14 protein-coding genes are annotated in these 17998 nt (G+C 42.8%); 12 read left to right on the top strand and 2 right to left on the bottom strand.

The features are described 5' to 3' along the window. Window positions 1-2: 2 nt before the first annotated feature. Both EV207_RS07920 and EV207_RS07915 read left to right on the top strand, forming a co-directional pair. Entirely contained in the window at window positions 3-1262 is a 1260-nt protein-coding gene (locus EV207_RS07920) for a purine/pyrimidine permease (RefSeq protein WP_132745429.1), read from the top strand. Window positions 1263-1331: 69 nt separating this feature from the next. Beyond that, on the top strand, window positions 1332-1646 hold the full coding sequence (locus tag EV207_RS07915) for a DUF948 domain-containing protein (protein WP_165886869.1): 315 nt from the start codon (window positions 1332-1334) through the stop codon (window positions 1644-1646). 160 nt (window positions 1647-1806) lie between these two features. On the opposite strand, the gene EV207_RS07910 is transcribed toward EV207_RS07915, so the two are convergent. Then, the gene (locus tag EV207_RS07910) at window positions 1807-2292 is read right to left on the bottom strand and encodes an OsmC family protein (protein ID WP_165886868.1); all 486 of its coding nucleotides are present in this window, start codon (window positions 2290-2292) and stop codon (window positions 1807-1809) included. A gap of 234 nt (window positions 2293-2526) precedes the next feature. Here EV207_RS07910 and EV207_RS07905 point away from each other — a divergent pair, with 234 nt between their 5' ends. Continuing rightward, window positions 2527-3174 carry a TVP38/TMEM64 family protein gene (locus EV207_RS07905; RefSeq protein ID WP_132745423.1) on the top strand — a complete coding sequence of 216 codons (648 nt, stop codon included), beginning with the start codon at window positions 2527-2529 and terminating at the stop codon, window positions 3172-3174. Here EV207_RS07905 and EV207_RS07900 read toward each other — a convergent pair. After that, window positions 3167-4486 (bottom strand): TrkH family potassium uptake protein, encoded by a 1320-nt coding sequence (locus tag EV207_RS07900; protein WP_132745421.1) that lies wholly within the window; start codon window positions 4484-4486, stop codon window positions 3167-3169. The genes EV207_RS07905 and EV207_RS07900 overlap by 8 nt on opposite strands. Window positions 4487-4564: 78 nt before the next feature. Between EV207_RS07900 and EV207_RS07895 the strand changes: the two genes are divergently transcribed. The 9 genes from EV207_RS07895 (at window position 4565) to addA (ending at window position 17992) form a co-directional block, all read left to right on the top strand. Further along, the gene (locus tag EV207_RS07895) at window positions 4565-5980 is read left to right on the top strand and encodes a Na+/H+ antiporter NhaC family protein (protein WP_132745419.1); all 1416 of its coding nucleotides are present in this window, start codon (window positions 4565-4567) and stop codon (window positions 5978-5980) included. 21 nt (window positions 5981-6001) lie between these two features. Then, window positions 6002-6661 carry a phosphatase PAP2 family protein gene (locus tag EV207_RS07890; RefSeq protein WP_132745417.1) on the top strand — a complete coding sequence of 220 codons (660 nt, stop codon included), beginning with the start codon at window positions 6002-6004 and terminating at the stop codon, window positions 6659-6661. Window positions 6662-6723: 62 nt separating this feature from the next. Continuing rightward, window positions 6724-7173, top strand: coding sequence for a Dps family protein (locus tag EV207_RS07885; protein WP_132745415.1), 450 nt, complete (start codon window positions 6724-6726; stop codon window positions 7171-7173). Window positions 7174-7282: 109 nt separating this feature from the next. Further along, window positions 7283-7717 carry a peptidylprolyl isomerase gene (locus tag EV207_RS07880; protein ID WP_132745414.1) on the top strand — a complete coding sequence of 145 codons (435 nt, stop codon included), beginning with the start codon at window positions 7283-7285 and terminating at the stop codon, window positions 7715-7717. Window positions 7718-7848: 131 nt separating this feature from the next. Then, a complete protein-coding gene (locus EV207_RS07875) occupies window positions 7849-8700 on the top strand; it encodes a sulfurtransferase (protein ID WP_132745413.1) in 852 nt (283 codons plus the stop codon). A gap of 276 nt (window positions 8701-8976) precedes the next feature. Beyond that, window positions 8977-10482, top strand: coding sequence for a sodium-dependent transporter (locus EV207_RS07870; protein WP_132745411.1), 1506 nt, complete (start codon window positions 8977-8979; stop codon window positions 10480-10482). Continuing rightward, window positions 10483-10602: a MetS family NSS transporter small subunit gene (locus tag EV207_RS07865; RefSeq protein ID WP_132745409.1), complete on the top strand. Its 120-nt coding sequence runs from the start codon at window positions 10483-10485 to the stop codon at window positions 10600-10602. A gap of 162 nt (window positions 10603-10764) precedes the next feature. After that, window positions 10765-14277 (top strand): helicase-exonuclease AddAB subunit AddB, encoded by a 3513-nt coding sequence (gene addB / locus EV207_RS07860; protein WP_132745407.1) that lies wholly within the window; start codon window positions 10765-10767, stop codon window positions 14275-14277. Further along, on the top strand, window positions 14258-17992 hold the full coding sequence (gene addA, locus EV207_RS07855; protein WP_132745405.1) for a helicase-exonuclease AddAB subunit AddA: 3735 nt from the start codon (window positions 14258-14260) through the stop codon (window positions 17990-17992). Before addB ends, addA begins: the two co-directional genes overlap by 20 nt. The last annotated feature ends 6 nt before the right edge of the window (window positions 17993-17998 follow it).

The raw sequence follows: 17998 nt of genomic DNA, 5'->3' as shown, positions 1-17998 counted from the left end.
AGATGGGAAAAAACATATTAGCATCATTTCAATGGATGGTTTTCATTTTAGCGGGGACAATTGTGACACCAGTCTCAATTGCTTTTGCTTTTCATTTTTCACAGCAGGAGACCGCGGAACTTCTGCAAAGGACATTATTTATAATGGGTTTAACATCGCTCTTGCAAGGGTATTTTGGCCATAAACTGCCTTTGATGGAGGGGCCAGCGGGTTTGTGGTGGGCTGTGTTTCTAACATATGCCACTATTTCCGGGCAAGCCGCCTCATCCGTTCACGAAATATTAATCAGCCTGGAATTTGGCTTGCTGACTGCGGGAGTCATCGTCATTCTTTTAAGCGTCCTAAATTTAATTAAATATGTCAAGAAGCTGTTTACCCCAACGATGACAGGGCTTTATTTGCTTCTTTTAGTGGTTCAATTAAGCGGGCCGTTTATTCAAGGTATATTAGGGGTAGAAGGCGGTCAGTTAAATGGAAAGGTTGCTGCCGGGGCGATCGCAACGCTTTTATTAGCCATCATTTTATCACGTTTGAATGTTGCCTTTCTAAGAAATTATTCCGTATTAATAAGTCTTATATTTGGATGGCTGCTATTTTATCTATTGGGAATCAGCCCTCAGCCGACAGCTTCAGATCAGGTTGTATCCTTGCCGCGGGTCTTAGCTTGGGGAATCCCCCATTTTAATTTAAGTATTTTCATAACATCAGTATTGATATCCTTGCTTTTAGTCACCAATCTTATTGCAAGCATGGATGTCGTCAGGCAGGTGGTTGATCCGGGGAAAAAAATCAGTCTTAATAAAGCGGGCTTAATGATGGGAATCAGCCAGTTGCTCGCAGGACTCTTTTCATCAGTCGGCGGGGTCGCCATCTCCGGTTCGGCTGGGTTCATAAAAACAACAAGAATAAAGGAAAGACTGCCATTTCTTATTGGTTCATTGCTTATATTATTAATGAGCTTCTTCCCGGGATTAACAGGATTATTTGCCGCGATTCCGCCATCTGTCGGCTATGCCACATTATTTGTTTCAATCTCAAGCATTGTTGGCCTGGCACTGCAAACCTTAAGGCCATCAATTCTTGAAGAAGGCAAATTGACAGTGATCAGTCTGGCATTCATGACAGGGGCCGGCATGCTGCTGCTTCCAGGGGGGGTGCTTGATGCTCTTCCGGAATCTGTATCATCACTTCTTAGCAATGGCTTAGTCATTGGTGTTGTATTCGGTATCATACTCGAACAAACCATTTCTCACAAGCAATGAGGAAATGTTTCCTTATTGGGTTATACTATATATAAATGATAACAATGAATCGGAAAGGAGCGAAGCTTTGTGGTCATCGTCTATTGTAGCTTAGCTTTAATTGCCCTTGCTATCATATGGATCATTGGCAGAACCATCGGCAACCTAAGAGATTTGAAGAAGACACTGATTAAATTTTCTAAAACGGAAGAGAAATTGAGGAAATCAACCGAACAAATTGCTAAAGAGAAGGAATCCTTGAGCAAGCATCTCGAAACCCTTCAGGGTGATGTTCAAGATAAGAGGGCGGCGGTTGAGACAACGATAACTGAAGTAAAAGGCCTTAAAACATCATTTACAGGTGTCGTGAATGAGGCTAGGGATCAATTCAAGAGAATTAATTAAAGCAAACATAAGATAACACCAACAAACCACCTGGCATGTCACGCCAGGTGGTTTGTTTAAGTTAATCAGAAAGTATAACTTTCTGACGCACATAAGTGCACTGGCTAAAGACGTAACATCCTGTTACAACGCCAGTACTAGCACGTCCTGTGCGTCGCAACTACGCCTCTGTCTTCGCCAAAGGCTCGCCAATCGGCGAGTTTTCTTTATCTGCTTCCACGCTCGGTTCAACCGATATGCTGACATTGCCGCGCAGTGCTTTTGCGATCATACAATTTTGTTCTGCCTTCCTAGCGGCAGTGATTGCCTTTTCCCTCAGATCATCATCTGCCTCTGAATCTAGGATAATTGTCGGAAAGTGTACAATTTCTTTAAAATGCAAGCTAGGGTCGCTGCTTACAATTCCTTTGGACTTTAGCTTAATTGATTTATATGGATATTCGATGGCGTCTAATCCTATCCCAAGCGTCATAAGATAACAAGAAGATACAGCACTGACCAAAAGCTCATCGGGATTTGTCCCATTGCCGGGTCCGTCCATTTCAGCACCGATAGATATGTCTTGATTTAGCCCGTTTGTCTGTATCCGGCCTTCACCATTTCGGCCGCCGTACCATTCTCCGGTTAATTGAAATGTGTAATTCATCACGAAAACCCTCCTTTTTTGATATAAGTGTATCATAAATTTTTTGCAATCAGGACTATTTTACTGTTTACAAAAAAAAGTGCCTTTTCCCATTTGGGAAAGAAAAAAATCGGCAATGCTATGTGAAGAAACTTTTATTTTTTGTCACGGCTTTATCATCATTCAAAAGGGTTGTGTGATATACTTTATTTGTTTTAGCAACGGGAAGTTATTTAAAAGGGGAAATGGCTGCCGATGGACTTTTTTGAAAGTTTACAACATTTCTATCATACATATGTCACACTTAAAAACATTGAGGATATCCTTCATCATTATCGAGGAATGGGCATGTTTCTAGGAATCCTCCTTCCATTGTTGGAAGCCTTTATTCCTATTCTGCCTCTTATCTTATTTGTAGTAGCAAATGCCGCTGCATATGGCTTTATATTGGGCTTTTTACTGTCATGGATAGGGACATGCTCAGGATCGTTCATTGTTTTCATTTTCTGCAGAAAAGTCGTTCAGAGACCGCTCAGAAGATGGATCGATAAGAAGAAAAAGCTGCGATCAATGCTTATGTGGGTTGAAAGAGGCGGTTTCGGACCAGTATTTCTGGTCCTATCTATCCCATTTACACCATCATCAGTTATCAATGTGGTTTGCGGATTATCAAATATGAACGCCAGATTATTCTATCTCGCTGTCCTGCTAGGAAAAATGGTTATGATCGGTATAGTTACATTTATTGGAACAGATTGGCAGACCCTAATAGCAAAGCCAACACGCATGATCATTGTTCTCGTTTTTATTGTTGCTTTATGGATTATAGGTAAAGTAGTGGAAAAAAGAATGAATACGGTTGAACAAGTAAAAGAAGATAATGAGAGTAAAGATGTTAACTGATGAAAATTTCTCCTTTCGGATATCTCACACGCTGCTTGTCACGATCAGTCAGTGAAAGGACTAAGGTTAACGGTCCAAGCTTGCCAATAATCATCATGAATGCTATCACACATTGACCAAAGCTGCTCAAGTCTGGCGTTATGCCGGTCGACAGTCCAACAGTACCAAAAGCGGATACAACTTCAAACGCTATTTGAATAAAACTGAAAGTCCGCTCCGACATCAGCAGGGAAAAAATAGCAACAAAAATAATAGCAATACTGAGAAGCGCCACAGTTAAACCCTTAAAAATGGCCGAGTCGGGAATTGTCCGTTCCATAATAACTGCTTCATTTTTTCTCCGGATATAACCAAACATGATCACAAGTAAGGATATGAAGGTTGTTAATTTTATACCTCCGCCGGTGGAGATGCTTCCTGCGCCGATAAACATTAAGATCATGATAAAAAATAAAGTAGGAGGTTTTAAAGCACCAATGTCCACTGAGTTAAAGCCGGCGGTTCTGGGAGCAGCAGCCTGAAAGTAAGCCGCCCAATATTTGTCCGTTCCATGTAATGTGCCAAGTGTGCCCGGATTATCGTGTTCAAGGCTAAGAATAATAATAAACGCAATTATATTGATTATTAAAGTGCCAAGCAGCATTAGCTTTGTATGAAGCGAAAATTGCCTCCAGCGCTTATGTTCCCAAATGTCGTTCATAACAGTAAAACCAATCCCGCCAATTATAAAAAGTGCGGAAATGACCACATTAACAATCGGATCACCTACATATCCCGTCAAATTATTAGTCCATAAGGAAAATCCTGCATTGTTGAACGCCGAAACGGCATGGAAGAGGCTATAGTATAACCCTTTTTCCAATCCCAAATCTGGTATGAACCGAATAGACAGCAATAATCCAAGAAATCCCTCGAAGAAAATTGAAAAAATAAATAATCGCTTAACAAGCTTGATCAAGCCGCCGAGTGTACTTTGATTAAGCTCTTCCTGAATGATTAAACGCTGCTTTATGCTGATTCTTTTGCCCATTAATAAGTAAATCAAAACCGCAAACGTCATGATGCCAAGACCGCCAAATTGAATAAGCAGCATAATAATTGTTGTTCCCAAAATGGTATAGGTGTGGATGGGATCAACGACATTGAGTCCGGTCACCGTCATGGCTGAAGTCGAGGTAAACAAAGCATCAAGCCAGCTGATGGAAACTTTCGTAGAGAATGGGCATTTCAATAGGACCGTCCCGAGGATTATAAAGCTGATAAAGATCAAAACAAGAATTTGTGCTGAATTAAAGCTTCTTTTTCTCGCCATAACAAACCACCTCAAGGCATATTTTTCCCAAAGTGCCGCAACCTATGATAAGAAATAATTTCTAAAGGTGGTTGGCTTATGAATGCGCATTGGCTCTCAATTGTCCCTTTTCTTGTCGTTATTCCGTTGGCTATTTTTACAAAACGGGTGCTGCCAGCCTTGACTATAGGTCTAATTGTCGGCGCTTATCTCTTAAATCCAGATCTTGTCGGCGGTATACAGACTGCAGTTTCCCACGTCATTAAGGCCTTTTCGGAGGAAAACAATCTTAAAGTTATCATCTTTCTATATGTTTTTACCGGACTTGTTGGCATAATGAAACATTCGGGAGGCATCAAAGGTTTTGTTAAATGGGCGAGCGAACACGTGAAAACAAAGAGGGGTGCGCTTATTCTCATTTGGGTATCGACTTTAGGTACATTCAGTGCACCAAGTTTTAGAATTGTGACGATCGGACCGATTATGAGGGCGCTGCTCAAAAAGATTAAGATGTCAGCGGAAGAACTAGGGTTTGTGATTGAAACCACCGGTACAGCAGTGATTGTCCTGATACCCGTTGCAACAGCTTTTGTCGGTTACATGACTTCCGTCATTGAAATTTCATTGCACAATGAAAATATTCATTCAGATCCTTATATGGTTTTTTTAAAGAGCATTCCGTTTAACTTTTTCGCTTTCTCAATTATACTAATAGGGATCTATCTAAGTTTTTTTCATCACGCGAAAAAAAAGGTTGATAAAACGAAGGATCCCGAAAATGAAAAACAGGCAGAAGCCAAAGGGTGGGAGGACTGTCATCCTGTTGTCGCCAAAGATTTACCTGCAAGAGCAATCAATTTAATCGTTCCATTAGTTTTGGTCATTGGGTTGACATTGATTTTGACCTATTACAGCGGCCATACAAAAGGGTATCAGGGTGTTCAGGCATTCATTCAGGCCAATGTTCTGGATGCTATGCTCGTAGCTCTTGTCGTGACAACACTTTTGTCTTTTTTTTATTACCTGTTTCAGAAATTTAAACTTGAGGATCTCATGAGGGAGTTTATTAATGGCGCTAATGAATTAATGAATGTCATTATTCTCTTAGCGGTCGTTTGGGGGCTATCATTGGTCACGAATGAACTTGGTTTTGCCGGCTTTGTATCAAAACATGTCGATTGGATTCCAACATCATTTGTGCCGCCGGTATTATTTATTCTAGGTGCCGTCATTTCCTATTTTATTGGATCAGCCTGGGGAACTTGGGGCATTTTGATGCCATTAGGCGTCTCCCTTGCCCACGCCTCTGGGGCATCTTTGCCAATTGTTGTGGGGGCTGTTTTTGCAAGCGGATCGTTTGGCGCGTTTTCTTCTCCATTGAGTGATGATACCAATACAATGGCAGGGATCCTTGACCTTAAAGCGATGCCATACGCACGTTTTAAATTAAAGGCGGGTGTCATTGCTGCGGTCGTTGCAGCCGTTGCTTATGGCGTTACATCATTCTTTATTTAAGTAGGGGAAGGGTTGGTTACTTTGTCATTCCAACCGATTAAAATGAAGAAACAATTAGGCATCATTATTCTTTTACTGGTCCTTTTTGGTGTCATACGCTGGTTAACCGTTCAGCCGTGGTTTTTGCTGGTAGATATAGCTTTGCTAAAAGGATTAGAACCGTTAAGGGAACCGGGGGTAGTACACTTTTTTATATGGATGACTGAACTCGGCTCTTCAAATTGGCTGATTATATTTGTAGCCATCGGGATGGCCATGCTGATCTATCTTCATCGGCCTATCGGCGCGGTTTTGTTTGTTATCAATTTTTTAGGGGCCAGGCTGTTAAATTTGTTATTAAAGTTAGCGTTTGTTCGAATGCGCCCAGATTTGCATCACTTTATTGATGTATCCGGCTACAGCTTTCCAAGCGGTCATGCCATGAACGCTATTAGTGTTTATGGCTGCACGATATATATCCTAAATAAGTTGATAAAACGGAAAGTCTTAAGTTATCTTATTACCGTGGTTTTCGTTCTGCTAATTGTTCTTATTGCCCTTAGCAGGCCCATGCTTGATGTTCATTATTTTACTGATATTGCCGGAGGGCTCTCTGGGGGCGGAATTTGGCTGACTTTTACCATTCTTTTAATGGATCGTTATGTTTTTCGGAGAAGAAGGAGAACAGACACAAGAGACTAAATGTATAAAATTGAGTGCCTAACCAAAAATATGATAAAGCAGAATGAAAGGTTAGGTGCACAATGTCAAATCAAAAGCTGATCAATTTCTTAAATCAAGAATTGTCAAACTTCAACATTATGTATGTCAAGCTTCATCGGTACCATTGGTTCATTCAAGGCAGACACTTTTTTGGCTTGCATCAATTGTTTGAAGATCTATACAATGAAATGGCTGAGGACCTGGATGCCGTAGCGGAGCGGGTTCTTGCCATCGGAGGCAAACCCTTGGCAACGATGAAAAAGTATCTTGATGAAACGACCCTTATGGAAGCGCAGGCAGACGACAAAGAGGATGAAGTGATGGAGCGGCTTCATGAGGACTATAATAAGATGATTGAAGAGATAAAAAGCGAAGGCATTAAATTAGCAGAGGAAAAGAATGACCAGCCAACGGTCGATCTGTTAAATGAACTGCAGGGCAGATTCGAGAAACATGTGTGGATGCTAAGGGCTTACCTTGCATATGAATAAAAAATGGGGTCTGACCCGGCGGGGTCAAACCCCTAAAAATGGCTTTTCCGGCATTTTTATAGTAAAATAAAATAACTTCATCATACATCGATTTAGGGGGAACTTACATATGAAAAAAGGATCTATTACAATGGAAAACGGCGAAAAAATTCTGATTGAATTTTTCCCTGAGGAAGCGCCAAATACAGTGGCTAACTTTGAAAAACTGGCAAACGAGGGCTTTTATAACGGATTGACTTTCCACCGAGTTATTCCTGGTTTTGTTTCACAGGGCGGGTGTCCGGTTGGCAACGGAACCGGAAGCGCTGGCTATACTATCAATTGTGAAACGGAAGGCAACCCTCATAAGCATAAGCAAGGCGCCTTGTCCATGGCCCATGCCGGCAAAGATACAGGAAGCTGTCAATTCTTCGTCGTCCATGAGCCTCAGCCGCATCTTGATGGTGTGCATACCGTTTTTGGCCAAGTGACGGATGGCATGGATACCGCACTTAAAATGAAAAATGGGGATGTCATGTCCGAAGTTAAAGTTTGGGAAGACTAATTTTGTCGCGCTTCTGTATTCAACAATGCAGAAGCGTTTTTATTTTTATGGAAATGGAAAGCGCTTTAAGTGATGTTTTGCAGGAGTTTGTCATGCGAAAATAGAAATTAAAAAAAAGCGGGGTGAGAAAAATGAAAACAACCATAGACATGAATTGGGTTAAAGATCATATTGATGATGAAAATATTGTGATAGCCGATTGTCGATTTAATCTTCAAGATCCCAGGGAGGGACGCAGACAATATAATAAAGCACATTTGCCTCATGCCGTCTATTTTGATCTGGAGAAGGACCTTTCACGGCAAGCGACGCGTCATGGCGGGCGTCATCCGCTGCCGGATGTTAAGGATTTGGCCTTTAAATTAGGCAATTCTGGTGTAGATCATAGAAAGACAGTTATCGCTTATGATGACCAGGGGGGAGCGTTTGCTGCCAGGCTTTGGTGGCTTTTAAATTATTTCGGGCATGATAAGGTCCTGGTAATGGATGAAGGCTTTTCTGCTTGGCATAAAGAGGGCTACCCGGTTGAGAATGACAGACCTGCTCCCCATCCGACACAATTTGTACCAAAAGTTCATAATGAGATGATTGTGACGCATGTTGATGTGTGCAGCCTCTTAGAAAATAAGGATAATGTGGCACTTATTGATTCAAGAGCCAGATCGCGTTATCTTGGCGAAGAGGAGCCAATGGATGCCAAGGCAGGGCATATACCGGGAGCGGAAAACTGGTTTTGGAAAGAAAATCTTACACCTGAAGGAAAATGGAAAACAGAGCCGGAGCTTAAGAATCGCTTTGCATCATTGGAAAATAAAAAGTCAATCACCGTATACTGCGGCTCGGGTGTGACGGCATGCCCTAATATTCTAGGGTTGCAGAAAGCAGGATTTACGAATGTAAAGCTATATCCAGGCAGCTGGAGTGACTGGATCTCCTATGAGGAGTATCCTATAGCGAAAGGCGCAGAGAATAAGAACGGTTAAATAAGACATCCAGTTGGATGTCTTATTTTTGGCCTGTAGTAAAAAATAGGACTATTTTCACAAAAAATTTAAAGTATATTTTGACACGGATAGGCGTAGTAGATATACTATAGGATAAATAGTCTGAAGAGGTACAAAATTACCTTATTTTAGTTAATCAGAAATTAAAATTTCTGACGCACATAAGTGCGGGCTAAGGCTTTCGCCTTAAGAGCTTGGCGATAAGCCAAGTTTTCTTTAGAGAAATAAGACTATAGTAGAAAAGGGGGATGGAACATGGAAAATCGTGAGCAGTGGGGGTCGCGGGCAGGGTTTATCATGGCTGCGATTGGTTCGGCTATCGGCCTTGGGAATATTTGGCGCTTCCCTGCGACAGCCTATGAAAATGGCGGCGGGGCTTTTTTTGTACCATATTTATTTGCACTTTTAACAGCGGGTATTCCGCTATTGATTCTAGAGTTTACAATAGGCCACAAGCACCGCGGCTCAGCGCCTTTATCATGGGCTCGTTTTAGCAAAAAAACCGAATGGATCGGCTGGTGGCAGGTCGCCATTGCCTTTGTCATATCGACTTATTATGCAGTAATAGTGGCTTGGGCAATCTCTTATACGGTTTTTTCATTCAATCTTAACTGGGGAAAGAATCCAACAAACTTCCTTGTCAGCGATTATCTTAAAGTGGCAAACCCGGGCGAAATAGGTTCTTTGGTACCAGGTGTTCTTATACCGTTGATTGTAGTATGGATTGTCGTCTTAGGGATTTTGTTTAAAGGCGTCAAAAAGGGGATCGAAATCGCAAACAAGTTTTTTATACCAATCCTCGTTATAATGTTTGCAATCATTGTCATTCGTGCGGTAACACTTGATGGGGCAGCCCAAGGGTTAACAGCCTTTTTTGAACCCCATTGGGATAAGATACTGGATGGAAAAGTCTGGGTGGCGGCATATGGCCAGATTTTCTTTAGCCTATCCATCGCATTTGCTATTATGATCACTTATTCAAGTTATTTGCCAAAGAAATCGGATATTACGAACAATGCTTTTATTACTGGCTTTGCCAACTCCGGATTTGAATTGCTTTCTGGTATCGGTGTTTTTGCCGTATTAGGCTTCATGGCTGTACAGCAAGGTATATCCGTACCTGAACTGGCAAAGGAAGGTGTCGGCGGTGTCGGCCTTGCCTTTATGGTATTTCCGAAAATTATTAACGAATTTCCAGGCTTTAATCAGTTCTTTGGCATCCTATTCTTCTTGTCTTTAATATTTGCAGGACTGAGTTCCTTGATTTCGATTTGTGAAACTTACATTTCTGCTCTTCAGGATAAATTTAAAATCTCCCGCAATAAAGCGGTATGGTTCGGCGGCGGCTTATCGGCGATTATTTCATTGCTTTTTGCAACAAAAGGCGGCTTGAATTTCCTTGATGTTGTCGACTATTTCATAAACCAGTTCGGGGTTGCCTTGGCTGGTTTGGTTGAAGTTATTGTCATTTCTTGGATTCTGCGGCAGCTTGATCCGCTTAAGAAGCATGCGAACGCTATTTCAGATATACGGATTGGCGGTTGGTGGAAGATTTGCCTGGGTGTCATTACACCGATTGTTCTGGGTTATATGATGTTCGACCTCATTCGCCAAAACATTAAATCTAATTATGGTGACTACCCAGCAGGCATTATCACTTTCGGATGGCTTGTTGCATTGGGAGCCGTTATTGTCGGGATCATCTTGTCCGTTGGAAAATGGCGCAGCAATGCCGCAGAAAAGAAAAAGGAGGTCCTCTAAATGTCTGGCAGCGCAATAACGATCATGGTGATTGGAATGATTATCCTCTGGGGGGGCTTCGGCGCCAGCGTAGCACATGCAGTAAGCGTAAGCAGAAAAGCGAAAAAACAGCAGCAATAAATAAAAAGGACTGAGCTATAAATGGCTCAGTCCTTTTCTTAGTTAATCAGAAAGTATATAAAAAGGTAATTTCCATCAACTTCAAAAGCCAGAGGACTATCGTTTGCTTACTAAAGGTGAGATAATAAAAACAATAGAAATAAGAAAGATGGAGGGTTGTCGATGTCCGTAAGATTTATTCTAGGGCGCTCAGGGACAGGGAAGACTGAGCACTGTTTTAATGCCGTACGGGATGCACTTCGACAAAATCCCGCGGGACCGCCGCTTTATTTTTTGGTGCCAGACCATATGACTTTTGACACTGAATATGAGATGGCGAAGTCACCGGGACTCGAAGGTATGACAAGGTTTAATGTCTACAGTTTTGCAAGACTTGCCTTAAGGGTATTGCAACAAACGGGGGGCGTGACCCGCTATCATCTTAATAATGTTGGCATGACCATGCTTTTAAGAAAAATCGTCGAGCAAAACAAAGAGAAATTGCGTATTTTCAAGAAAGCTTCAGAACAAAAGGGGTTTTATGATCTTTTACATACAACAGTGACTGAGTTCAAAAGATATTGTTTGACACCGGATGATTTGCAAGCGAAATTCAAAACGGTTGAAGCGTCTGCTGATTCAGAAGATAAAGCTTTGCTAAAGGATAAGCTATTTGATATGCAGTTTATTTTCACTGAGCTTGAGCAGGCTTTGCTTGGCAAATATGTTGATAGTGAAGATTATTTGAAGCTTTTAGCCGAACAAATCGAAAAAACCGCTTTTATTAAAGATGCGGATATATGGATTGACGGATTTACAAGTATGACACCGCAGGAAAGAGCTGTAGTGGAAAAGCTAATGTGCCATGCAAAAAGTGTCACCATAGCTTTGACATTGGATAAACCTTATGAATATGCCCCTGATGACCTGTCATTGTTCCGCCAAACGGCGCTAACCTATCTTCAGTTGAATCAGCTTGCTTTGGAACATAATGTACCAATTGAACAGCCGATTATTAAAGCAGGAACAGATAGCTTCCAAACAAAAGCAATCGCACATTTGGCAGAGCATTATGAAAAGAGACCCTTTATCGTCTCAGAAGCAACTGATGGCCTTAATTTAACGGAGGCTGTGAATCGGCGCGAGGAAATTGAGCAAACCGCACGCGATATCGTTCGATTAACTCGAGATGAAAACATGCGTTATCGAGAATTAGCGGTCCTCGTACGTGATCTGTCAAATTATTATAGCTTGATTGAAACGATTTTCGAGGATTATGAAATTCCAGTTTTTATTGATCAAAAGCGGCCAATGCACCATCACCCGCTTATAGAATTCATCAGGTCAGCGCTTGATGTGATTAACCAGAACTGGCGCTATGAAGCAGTATTTCGCTCGATTAAAACTGATCTTTTATTTCCCCTTGATTGCAACATCCATGAACAACGTGAAAAAATGGATATTCTTGAGAATTATGTTATCGCCCACGGCGTATATGGCGCCCGCTGGAAGGATAGCAAATCATGGTTATACCGCCGCTACCGTGGTCTTGACGGTAATAAAGGGGAGCAGTCCAAACAAGAGCTAAATGTTCAAAGGCAGATCAATAGATGGCGGATGCAAGTAGCGGAGCCATTATCCGACTTTGAGAGGAAAATAAAAGCAGCTAAGACAGTGACTGATCAATGTACAGTTCTTTATCATTTCCTTATTGACTTGTCTATACCAGAAAAAATGGAAAGATTAAGAGGTGAGGCGGAACAGACTGGCCGGCTTGATGAAGCAAGGGAGCACGATCAAGTATGGAAGGCGGTCATGGACACCTTGGATCAACTCGTGGAGGCTGCCGGCGGAGAACCCCTTTCTCTAAATTTGTTCAGTAAAGTGTTGGATACTGGCCTCGACTCGCTTAATTTTGCACTTGTACCTCCTGCATTGGATCACGTTATTGTCGGGAGTATGGACAGATCGCATTTATCGAGGGTTCGTGCTGTTTTTATCCTAGGAATAAATGAAGGCGTTGTTCCCGCCAAGCCTATAGAGGATGGTATATTCTCCGATAATGATCGGGAAGCTTTAGACGATTGCGGTTTGGTTCTTGCAGACGGGACGCGGGAGCAATTGCTTGATGAGGAATTTCTTATTTATCGTTCCTTAACAGGTACTAGTGAAAAGTTGTACCTTTCTTACCCGATAGCCAGCGAAGAGGGGCAGGCGCTTTTGCCTTCGCCTGTGATCAGCCGAATCAAGAAGATGTTTCCAAAATTGAGTGAACGTCTTGCCCCGGCTGAACCCCAGGATGTTCGGGAAGATGAGCAGTTGGATTTCATCGTAGGTCCAAACAAAACACTAGGCCGGCTGACATCGCAAATCCGCCACTCTCAGCGGGGATATCCCATTTCAGACTTATGGTGGGATGCTTATAACTGGTATACTATGAAACCGGAATGGACTGATAAAGGACAAAGGGTGTTAAGCGGGTTATTTTATCGCAATCAAGAAACGCTGCAGCCTGAGACAGCAAAAACCTTATATGGGGAAAAAATTAGGGCAAGCGTGTCACGGATGGAATTATTTAATGCTTGTCCCTTTGCCCAATTTGCTTCCTATGGATTGCGTTTGAAAGAGCGGGACGTCTTCAGGCTTGAGGCCCCTGATATTGGACAACTTTTTCACTCAGCATTGAAGTTAATGACTGAAAAACTCCAGAAAGAGAAACGGTCATGGGCCGAATTATCGGGGCGGGAATGTGAAACTCTTGCGTTAGACACGGTCAAAGAATTGGCACCAAAGCTGCAAAGAGAGATCCTGATGAGTTCAAATCGTCACCAATATTTGCAGCATAAATTGAGCCAAGTCGTTGCTAGGGCAGCCAAAGTGATGCGAGTGCATGCCGGGGTCAGCGGCTTTTCCCCGATAGGTTTGGAATTGCCGTTTGGTCCGGATTATCAATTGCCGCCCCTTGTCTTTGAATTGCCGAACGGCTGTCAAATGGAAATCATAGGCCGAATTGATAGAGTGGATAAAGGGATGAATGGCGCTGGGATTCTTTTAAGAATTATAGATTATAAATCAAGTTCTACGGATCTAAGTTTGACGGATATCTATTTTGGTTTGGCCTTGCAAATGCTGACATACCTAGATGTTGTTATTACCCATGCCAAAGACTGGCTTGGCGTTGAGGCAACCCCAGCAGGCGTCTTATATTTTCATGTGCATAATCCGATGCTTAATGCAACTGAGCGGCTATCAGAGGATGAGCTGGAGCAGAAGCTCATGAAAGATTTTAAAATGAAAGGCCTTATACTCGCTGACGAAGACATCATCAGGTCGATGGATCAATCACTGGACAGCGGGCATTCGGATATTTTGCCTGTCGGGTTAAAGAGGGATGGCAGTTTTTATAAATCGTCATCCGTTGCGGACACGGAAACCTTTCAATCCTTGAGACAATATGTGCGGCAGGTTATGAAAAAGGTGGGTACCCGTATCACGGAAGGTGACGTTCATATATCCCCTTATAAATTAAAGAATAAGACACCATGTCAATTCTGTTCATTCAAATCCTTCTGCCAATTTGATCAATCTCAGGAAGATAACAGTTTTCGTTATTTAAAAAAGGATAAAGATGACATTGTATTAGGCAGGATTCTAGAAAGTGAAGGAGGTGCACCAGATGACAACACAAATGACTAAACCTGTGGATAGTCAGTGGACAGACGAACAATGGCAAGCCATTACAGAAACGGGGAAGGATATATTAGTTGCAGCCGCTGCGGGTTCGGGGAAAACGGCTGTACTGGTAGAACGTATTATAGGGAAAATAACTGATCCTGAGAACCCGATGGACGTAGACAGGCTTTTGATCGTTACCTTCACAAATGCTGCCGCAGCCGAAATGAAAGCGAGGATTGGGAAAGCCTTGGAAAAAGCCCTCGCAGAACGGCCCAATTCTCTCTTCTTAAGAAGACAGCTAACGTTACTGAACCGGGCATCCATAATGACATCCCATGCTTTTTGCATGTCGGTTGTCAAACGCTATTACTATATGTTGGATATTGACCCATCCTTTCGAGTTATTGATGAGACGGAAATGGCACTCATGCGGGAAGAAGTGATGGAGGAGCTGCTTGAAGACTATTACAGCTCTGATTCCTCTGGTGAATTTTACGAGCTTGTCGATTGTTATTCTAATGACCGAAATGACTTATATTTGCAGCATATGGTTCAAAAAATTTATGACTTTTCCCGAAGCCATCCATGGCCTGCCAAGTGGCTGAAAGAAATGACGGCATCCTATCAGGTTAATGATATGACATCTGTTGATGATCTGCCCTGGACTGCTGATCTCAAAAAAATCTGCCGCCAGCAAATAAAGGGCCTGATGGCAATTTTAAATCAAGCCGGGCAGTTGATTAATGAGCCTGGCGGTCCAACACCTTATGCTGACAATATCTTAAGTGATCAAGTTATTTTGCAAAATATCCTGCTCGCTTCAGAGGGCTCCTGGGATGCCCTTTATAAGGTTTTTTCCGATCTTTCCTTTTCGCGGCTAAAAGCTTGTAAAGGTAATGAGTACCTGGATACTCTTAAGGAGCAGGTCAAGGCAATAAGAGAGACGGTGAAGAAACAGGTACAGCAAATGAAAGATGAGTGGTTCTCACGTTCACCTGAATCTTTTCTAGAAGATTTAAATGACATGACAGGACCAGTTAGCCTCCTTGCTCAGCTAGTCAATGACTTTAATGAAAGATACCTAACTGCCAAGCATGAAAAGGGTGTTGTGGATTTTGCCGATTTGGAGCATTATTGCCTTGAGATTTTACGGCATGGGGATTCGTCACCAGAGGGAGAGAAACCTTCAACGGTTGCTGAACAATACCGTGCCCAATTTTCCGAGGTTCTAGTTGATGAATACCAGGACACCAATTTTGTTCAAGAGACGATATTACAGCTTGTATCAATGGATCCGAAACACGGCGGTAATTTGTTCATGGTGGGGGATGTAAAACAAAGTATCTATCGCTTCCGTTTGGCTGAGCCTGGTTTGTTTCTAGCTAAATACAAGCGCTTTGGAAACGGTGCTGAGGGTTGTAAAATTGATTTGGCCAAAAACTTCAGGAGCCGCAATGAAGTGATTTCGGGAACCAATTATATATTCAAACAAATCATGGATGAAGAGGTCGGCGAAATTGATTATGACACAGATGCTGAACTTAGACTGGGGGCTGAGTACCCTAAAAGGTATGTTCCATCCGAACTCATTGTTATTAATCGTGCCGGACAAGAAGGTGCCGATGAGGGTGATCAGGATGCTGCCGATGATCTGCAGGTTGCAGAGCTTGAAGCTTACCAAATTGCCGATAAAATTAAAGCACTGATCGGCACGGCAACCGGAGAAGGTGAACAAGTATTTGACCGTGACTTAGGGCGAAATCGTCCGATGGCATTTCGTGACATAGTGATATTGCTTAGGGCAGCATCTACAACGGCTCCGGCGATGCTTGATATTTTAAAACAAGAGGGGATTCCGGCTTATGCTGAGCTGTCTACCGGTTATTTTGATGCTATAGAAGTGTCGGTCATGATGTCCTTATTGAAGGTGGTCGATAATCCATATCAGGATATCCCGCTTGCTGCTGTACTCCGATCACCGATTGTCGGGCTTAATGCAGATGAATTGGCACAGGTCCGGATGCAGGATCAATCATCGGCTTATTATGCCGCTGCCAAAGCATATGTGAAAAATAAAAAGGATGGATTGGCTGACAAGCTTGGTCACTTTTTTCAGCAGCTGTACGCCTGGAGAAGCACAGCGAGGACCGGTTCAGTTGCAGAGTTGATTTGGCAGATATACCGTGAGACAGGTTACTATGATTATGTTGCAGGGCAAATTGGCGGCGCGCAAAGACAAGCAAATCTTAAGGCCCTGTACGACCGGGCTGGTCAATACGAACAAACCTCATTCCGCGGTCTCTTCAGGTTTCTTCGTTTTATTGAAAGGATGCGGGATCGAGGCAGTGACTTGGGTGCAGCCAGAGCGTTAAGCGAACAGGAAGATGTCGTCCGGATCATGACAATACACAAAAGCAAGGGCTTAGAATATCCCGTTGTCTTTGTTGCCGGAATGAATAAAATGTTCAACAAAATGGACTTAAATGAAAAGGCACTTCTGCACAAAACATTAGGATTAGGAACGAAAGTCATTGATCCTGTAAAACGGATCAGTCTGCCGACCATCCCCTTTTTAGCTATCAAGCAAAAATTGACTGAAGAGATGCTTGCTGAGGAAATGCGGGTATTGTATGTCGCATTAACAAGGGCGAAAGAAAAACTGATCTTAATTGGAACCGTACGCGATGCAAAGAAAACCATTTTAAGCTGGCAATCCTTCATTCACGAACGGTCCTGGCTATTGCCGGCCTATGACCGGGGCAGGGCGAAAACATTTCTTGATTGGGTTGGACCTGCGGTGATCCGCCACCTTGGGGCCGAGGCGCTTCACGATGTTGCTGAAGAAAAGCCGGACCGGCATGAGGTCTCCCTTGATTCATCATCATGGAGGACGGCGGTTGTACCCGCCGCGGCACTCATCCAATCAGCGAAAGGTCAAACGGCTAACCAGGAAGACAAACTTTTAAAAGTTAAAGAATGGGAAGCTGTCACAGGGTCGGACCGCTTCAAAGAGCAGGTTGAAGGGCGGTTAAATTGGACTTACCCTTATGAGCAAGCCACAGTTTCCATGGCGAAGCAAACGGTAACGGAAATCAAGCGGCAGCAAGAGTTTTTTAACGAAGGCTATGATGATGCTATGGTTCGTGTGTTCAGACAGCCTATTGGCGATCGCCCGCGCTTTTTACAAAAAGGACAGTTATCCGCTGCCGAAAAAGGGACAGCGATGCACATGCTAATGCAGCATATTGATCTATCGCAGCAAGTCACGATTGAATCCATCAAAAGTCAAGGTGCAAAGCTCGTTGTCCATGAACTGCTTGCCCCGGAACAAGAACAAACGTTAGATTACGAGGCAATTCTTAGCTTTTTTGAATCAGAAATTGGAAGAAAAATGCTGGGAGCAAGCAGGGTGATCAGGGAATGCCCATTCAGCCTGGTTCTGCCTGCTCATGAGGCATATCCACAATGGACGGGTGCCGAGGATGAACAGGTCCTCGTACAAGGTGTGATCGATTGTCTGATCGAGGATGAGGGTGGTTTGACGATCATTGACTACAAAACAGATCACATCCATGATAAATATCCAACACCTGATGAGGCTAGATTTAAGCTTATCGAACGCTACGAAAAGCAGCTAAAGCTCTATCAAACGGCAATTGAGCGGATTTGGAAGCGGACGGTAGCCTGCACTGGTTTGTATGCCTTTGACGGCGGACACTTTATTCAAATAAAATAAGGTGGT

This window comes from Scopulibacillus darangshiensis (assembly GCF_004341035.1).
In the GTDB taxonomy this organism is placed as follows: domain Bacteria; phylum Bacillota; class Bacilli; order Bacillales; family Sporolactobacillaceae; genus Scopulibacillus; species Scopulibacillus darangshiensis.
The sequence above is the reverse complement of the archived record's forward strand: the minus strand, read 5'-3'. Positions and strand labels throughout refer to the sequence as shown.

Excerpts from the sequence above, each read along its gene's own strand:
- EV207_RS07885 (WP_132745415.1), top strand. The coding sequence starts at position 6,724 with ATGTCAAATCAAAAGCTGATCAATTTCTTAAATCAAGAATTGTCAAAC.
- addB (WP_132745407.1), top strand. The coding sequence starts at position 10,765 with ATGTCCGTAAGATTTATTCTAGGGCGCTCAGGGACAGGGAAGACTGAG.
- EV207_RS07920 (WP_132745429.1), top strand. The coding sequence starts at position 3 with ATGGGAAAAAACATATTAGCATCATTTCAATGGATGGTTTTCATTTTA.
- EV207_RS07865 (WP_132745409.1), top strand. The coding sequence starts at position 10,483 with ATGTCTGGCAGCGCAATAACGATCATGGTGATTGGAATGATTATCCTC.
- EV207_RS07875 (WP_132745413.1), top strand. The coding sequence starts at position 7,849 with ATGAAAACAACCATAGACATGAATTGGGTTAAAGATCATATTGATGAT.
- EV207_RS07895 (WP_132745419.1), top strand. The coding sequence starts at position 4,565 with ATGAATGCGCATTGGCTCTCAATTGTCCCTTTTCTTGTCGTTATTCCG.
- EV207_RS07900 (WP_132745421.1), bottom strand. The coding sequence starts at position 4,486 with ATGGCGAGAAAAAGAAGCTTTAATTCAGCACAAATTCTTGTTTTGATC.
- addA (WP_132745405.1), top strand. The coding sequence starts at position 14,258 with ATGACAACACAAATGACTAAACCTGTGGATAGTCAGTGGACAGACGAA.
- EV207_RS07905 (WP_132745423.1), top strand. The coding sequence starts at position 2,527 with ATGGACTTTTTTGAAAGTTTACAACATTTCTATCATACATATGTCACA.
- EV207_RS07870 (WP_132745411.1), top strand. The coding sequence starts at position 8,977 with ATGGAAAATCGTGAGCAGTGGGGGTCGCGGGCAGGGTTTATCATGGCT.
- EV207_RS07910 (WP_165886868.1), bottom strand. The coding sequence starts at position 2,292 with ATGAATTACACATTTCAATTAACCGGAGAATGGTACGGCGGCCGAAAT.
- EV207_RS07880 (WP_132745414.1), top strand. The coding sequence starts at position 7,283 with ATGAAAAAAGGATCTATTACAATGGAAAACGGCGAAAAAATTCTGATT.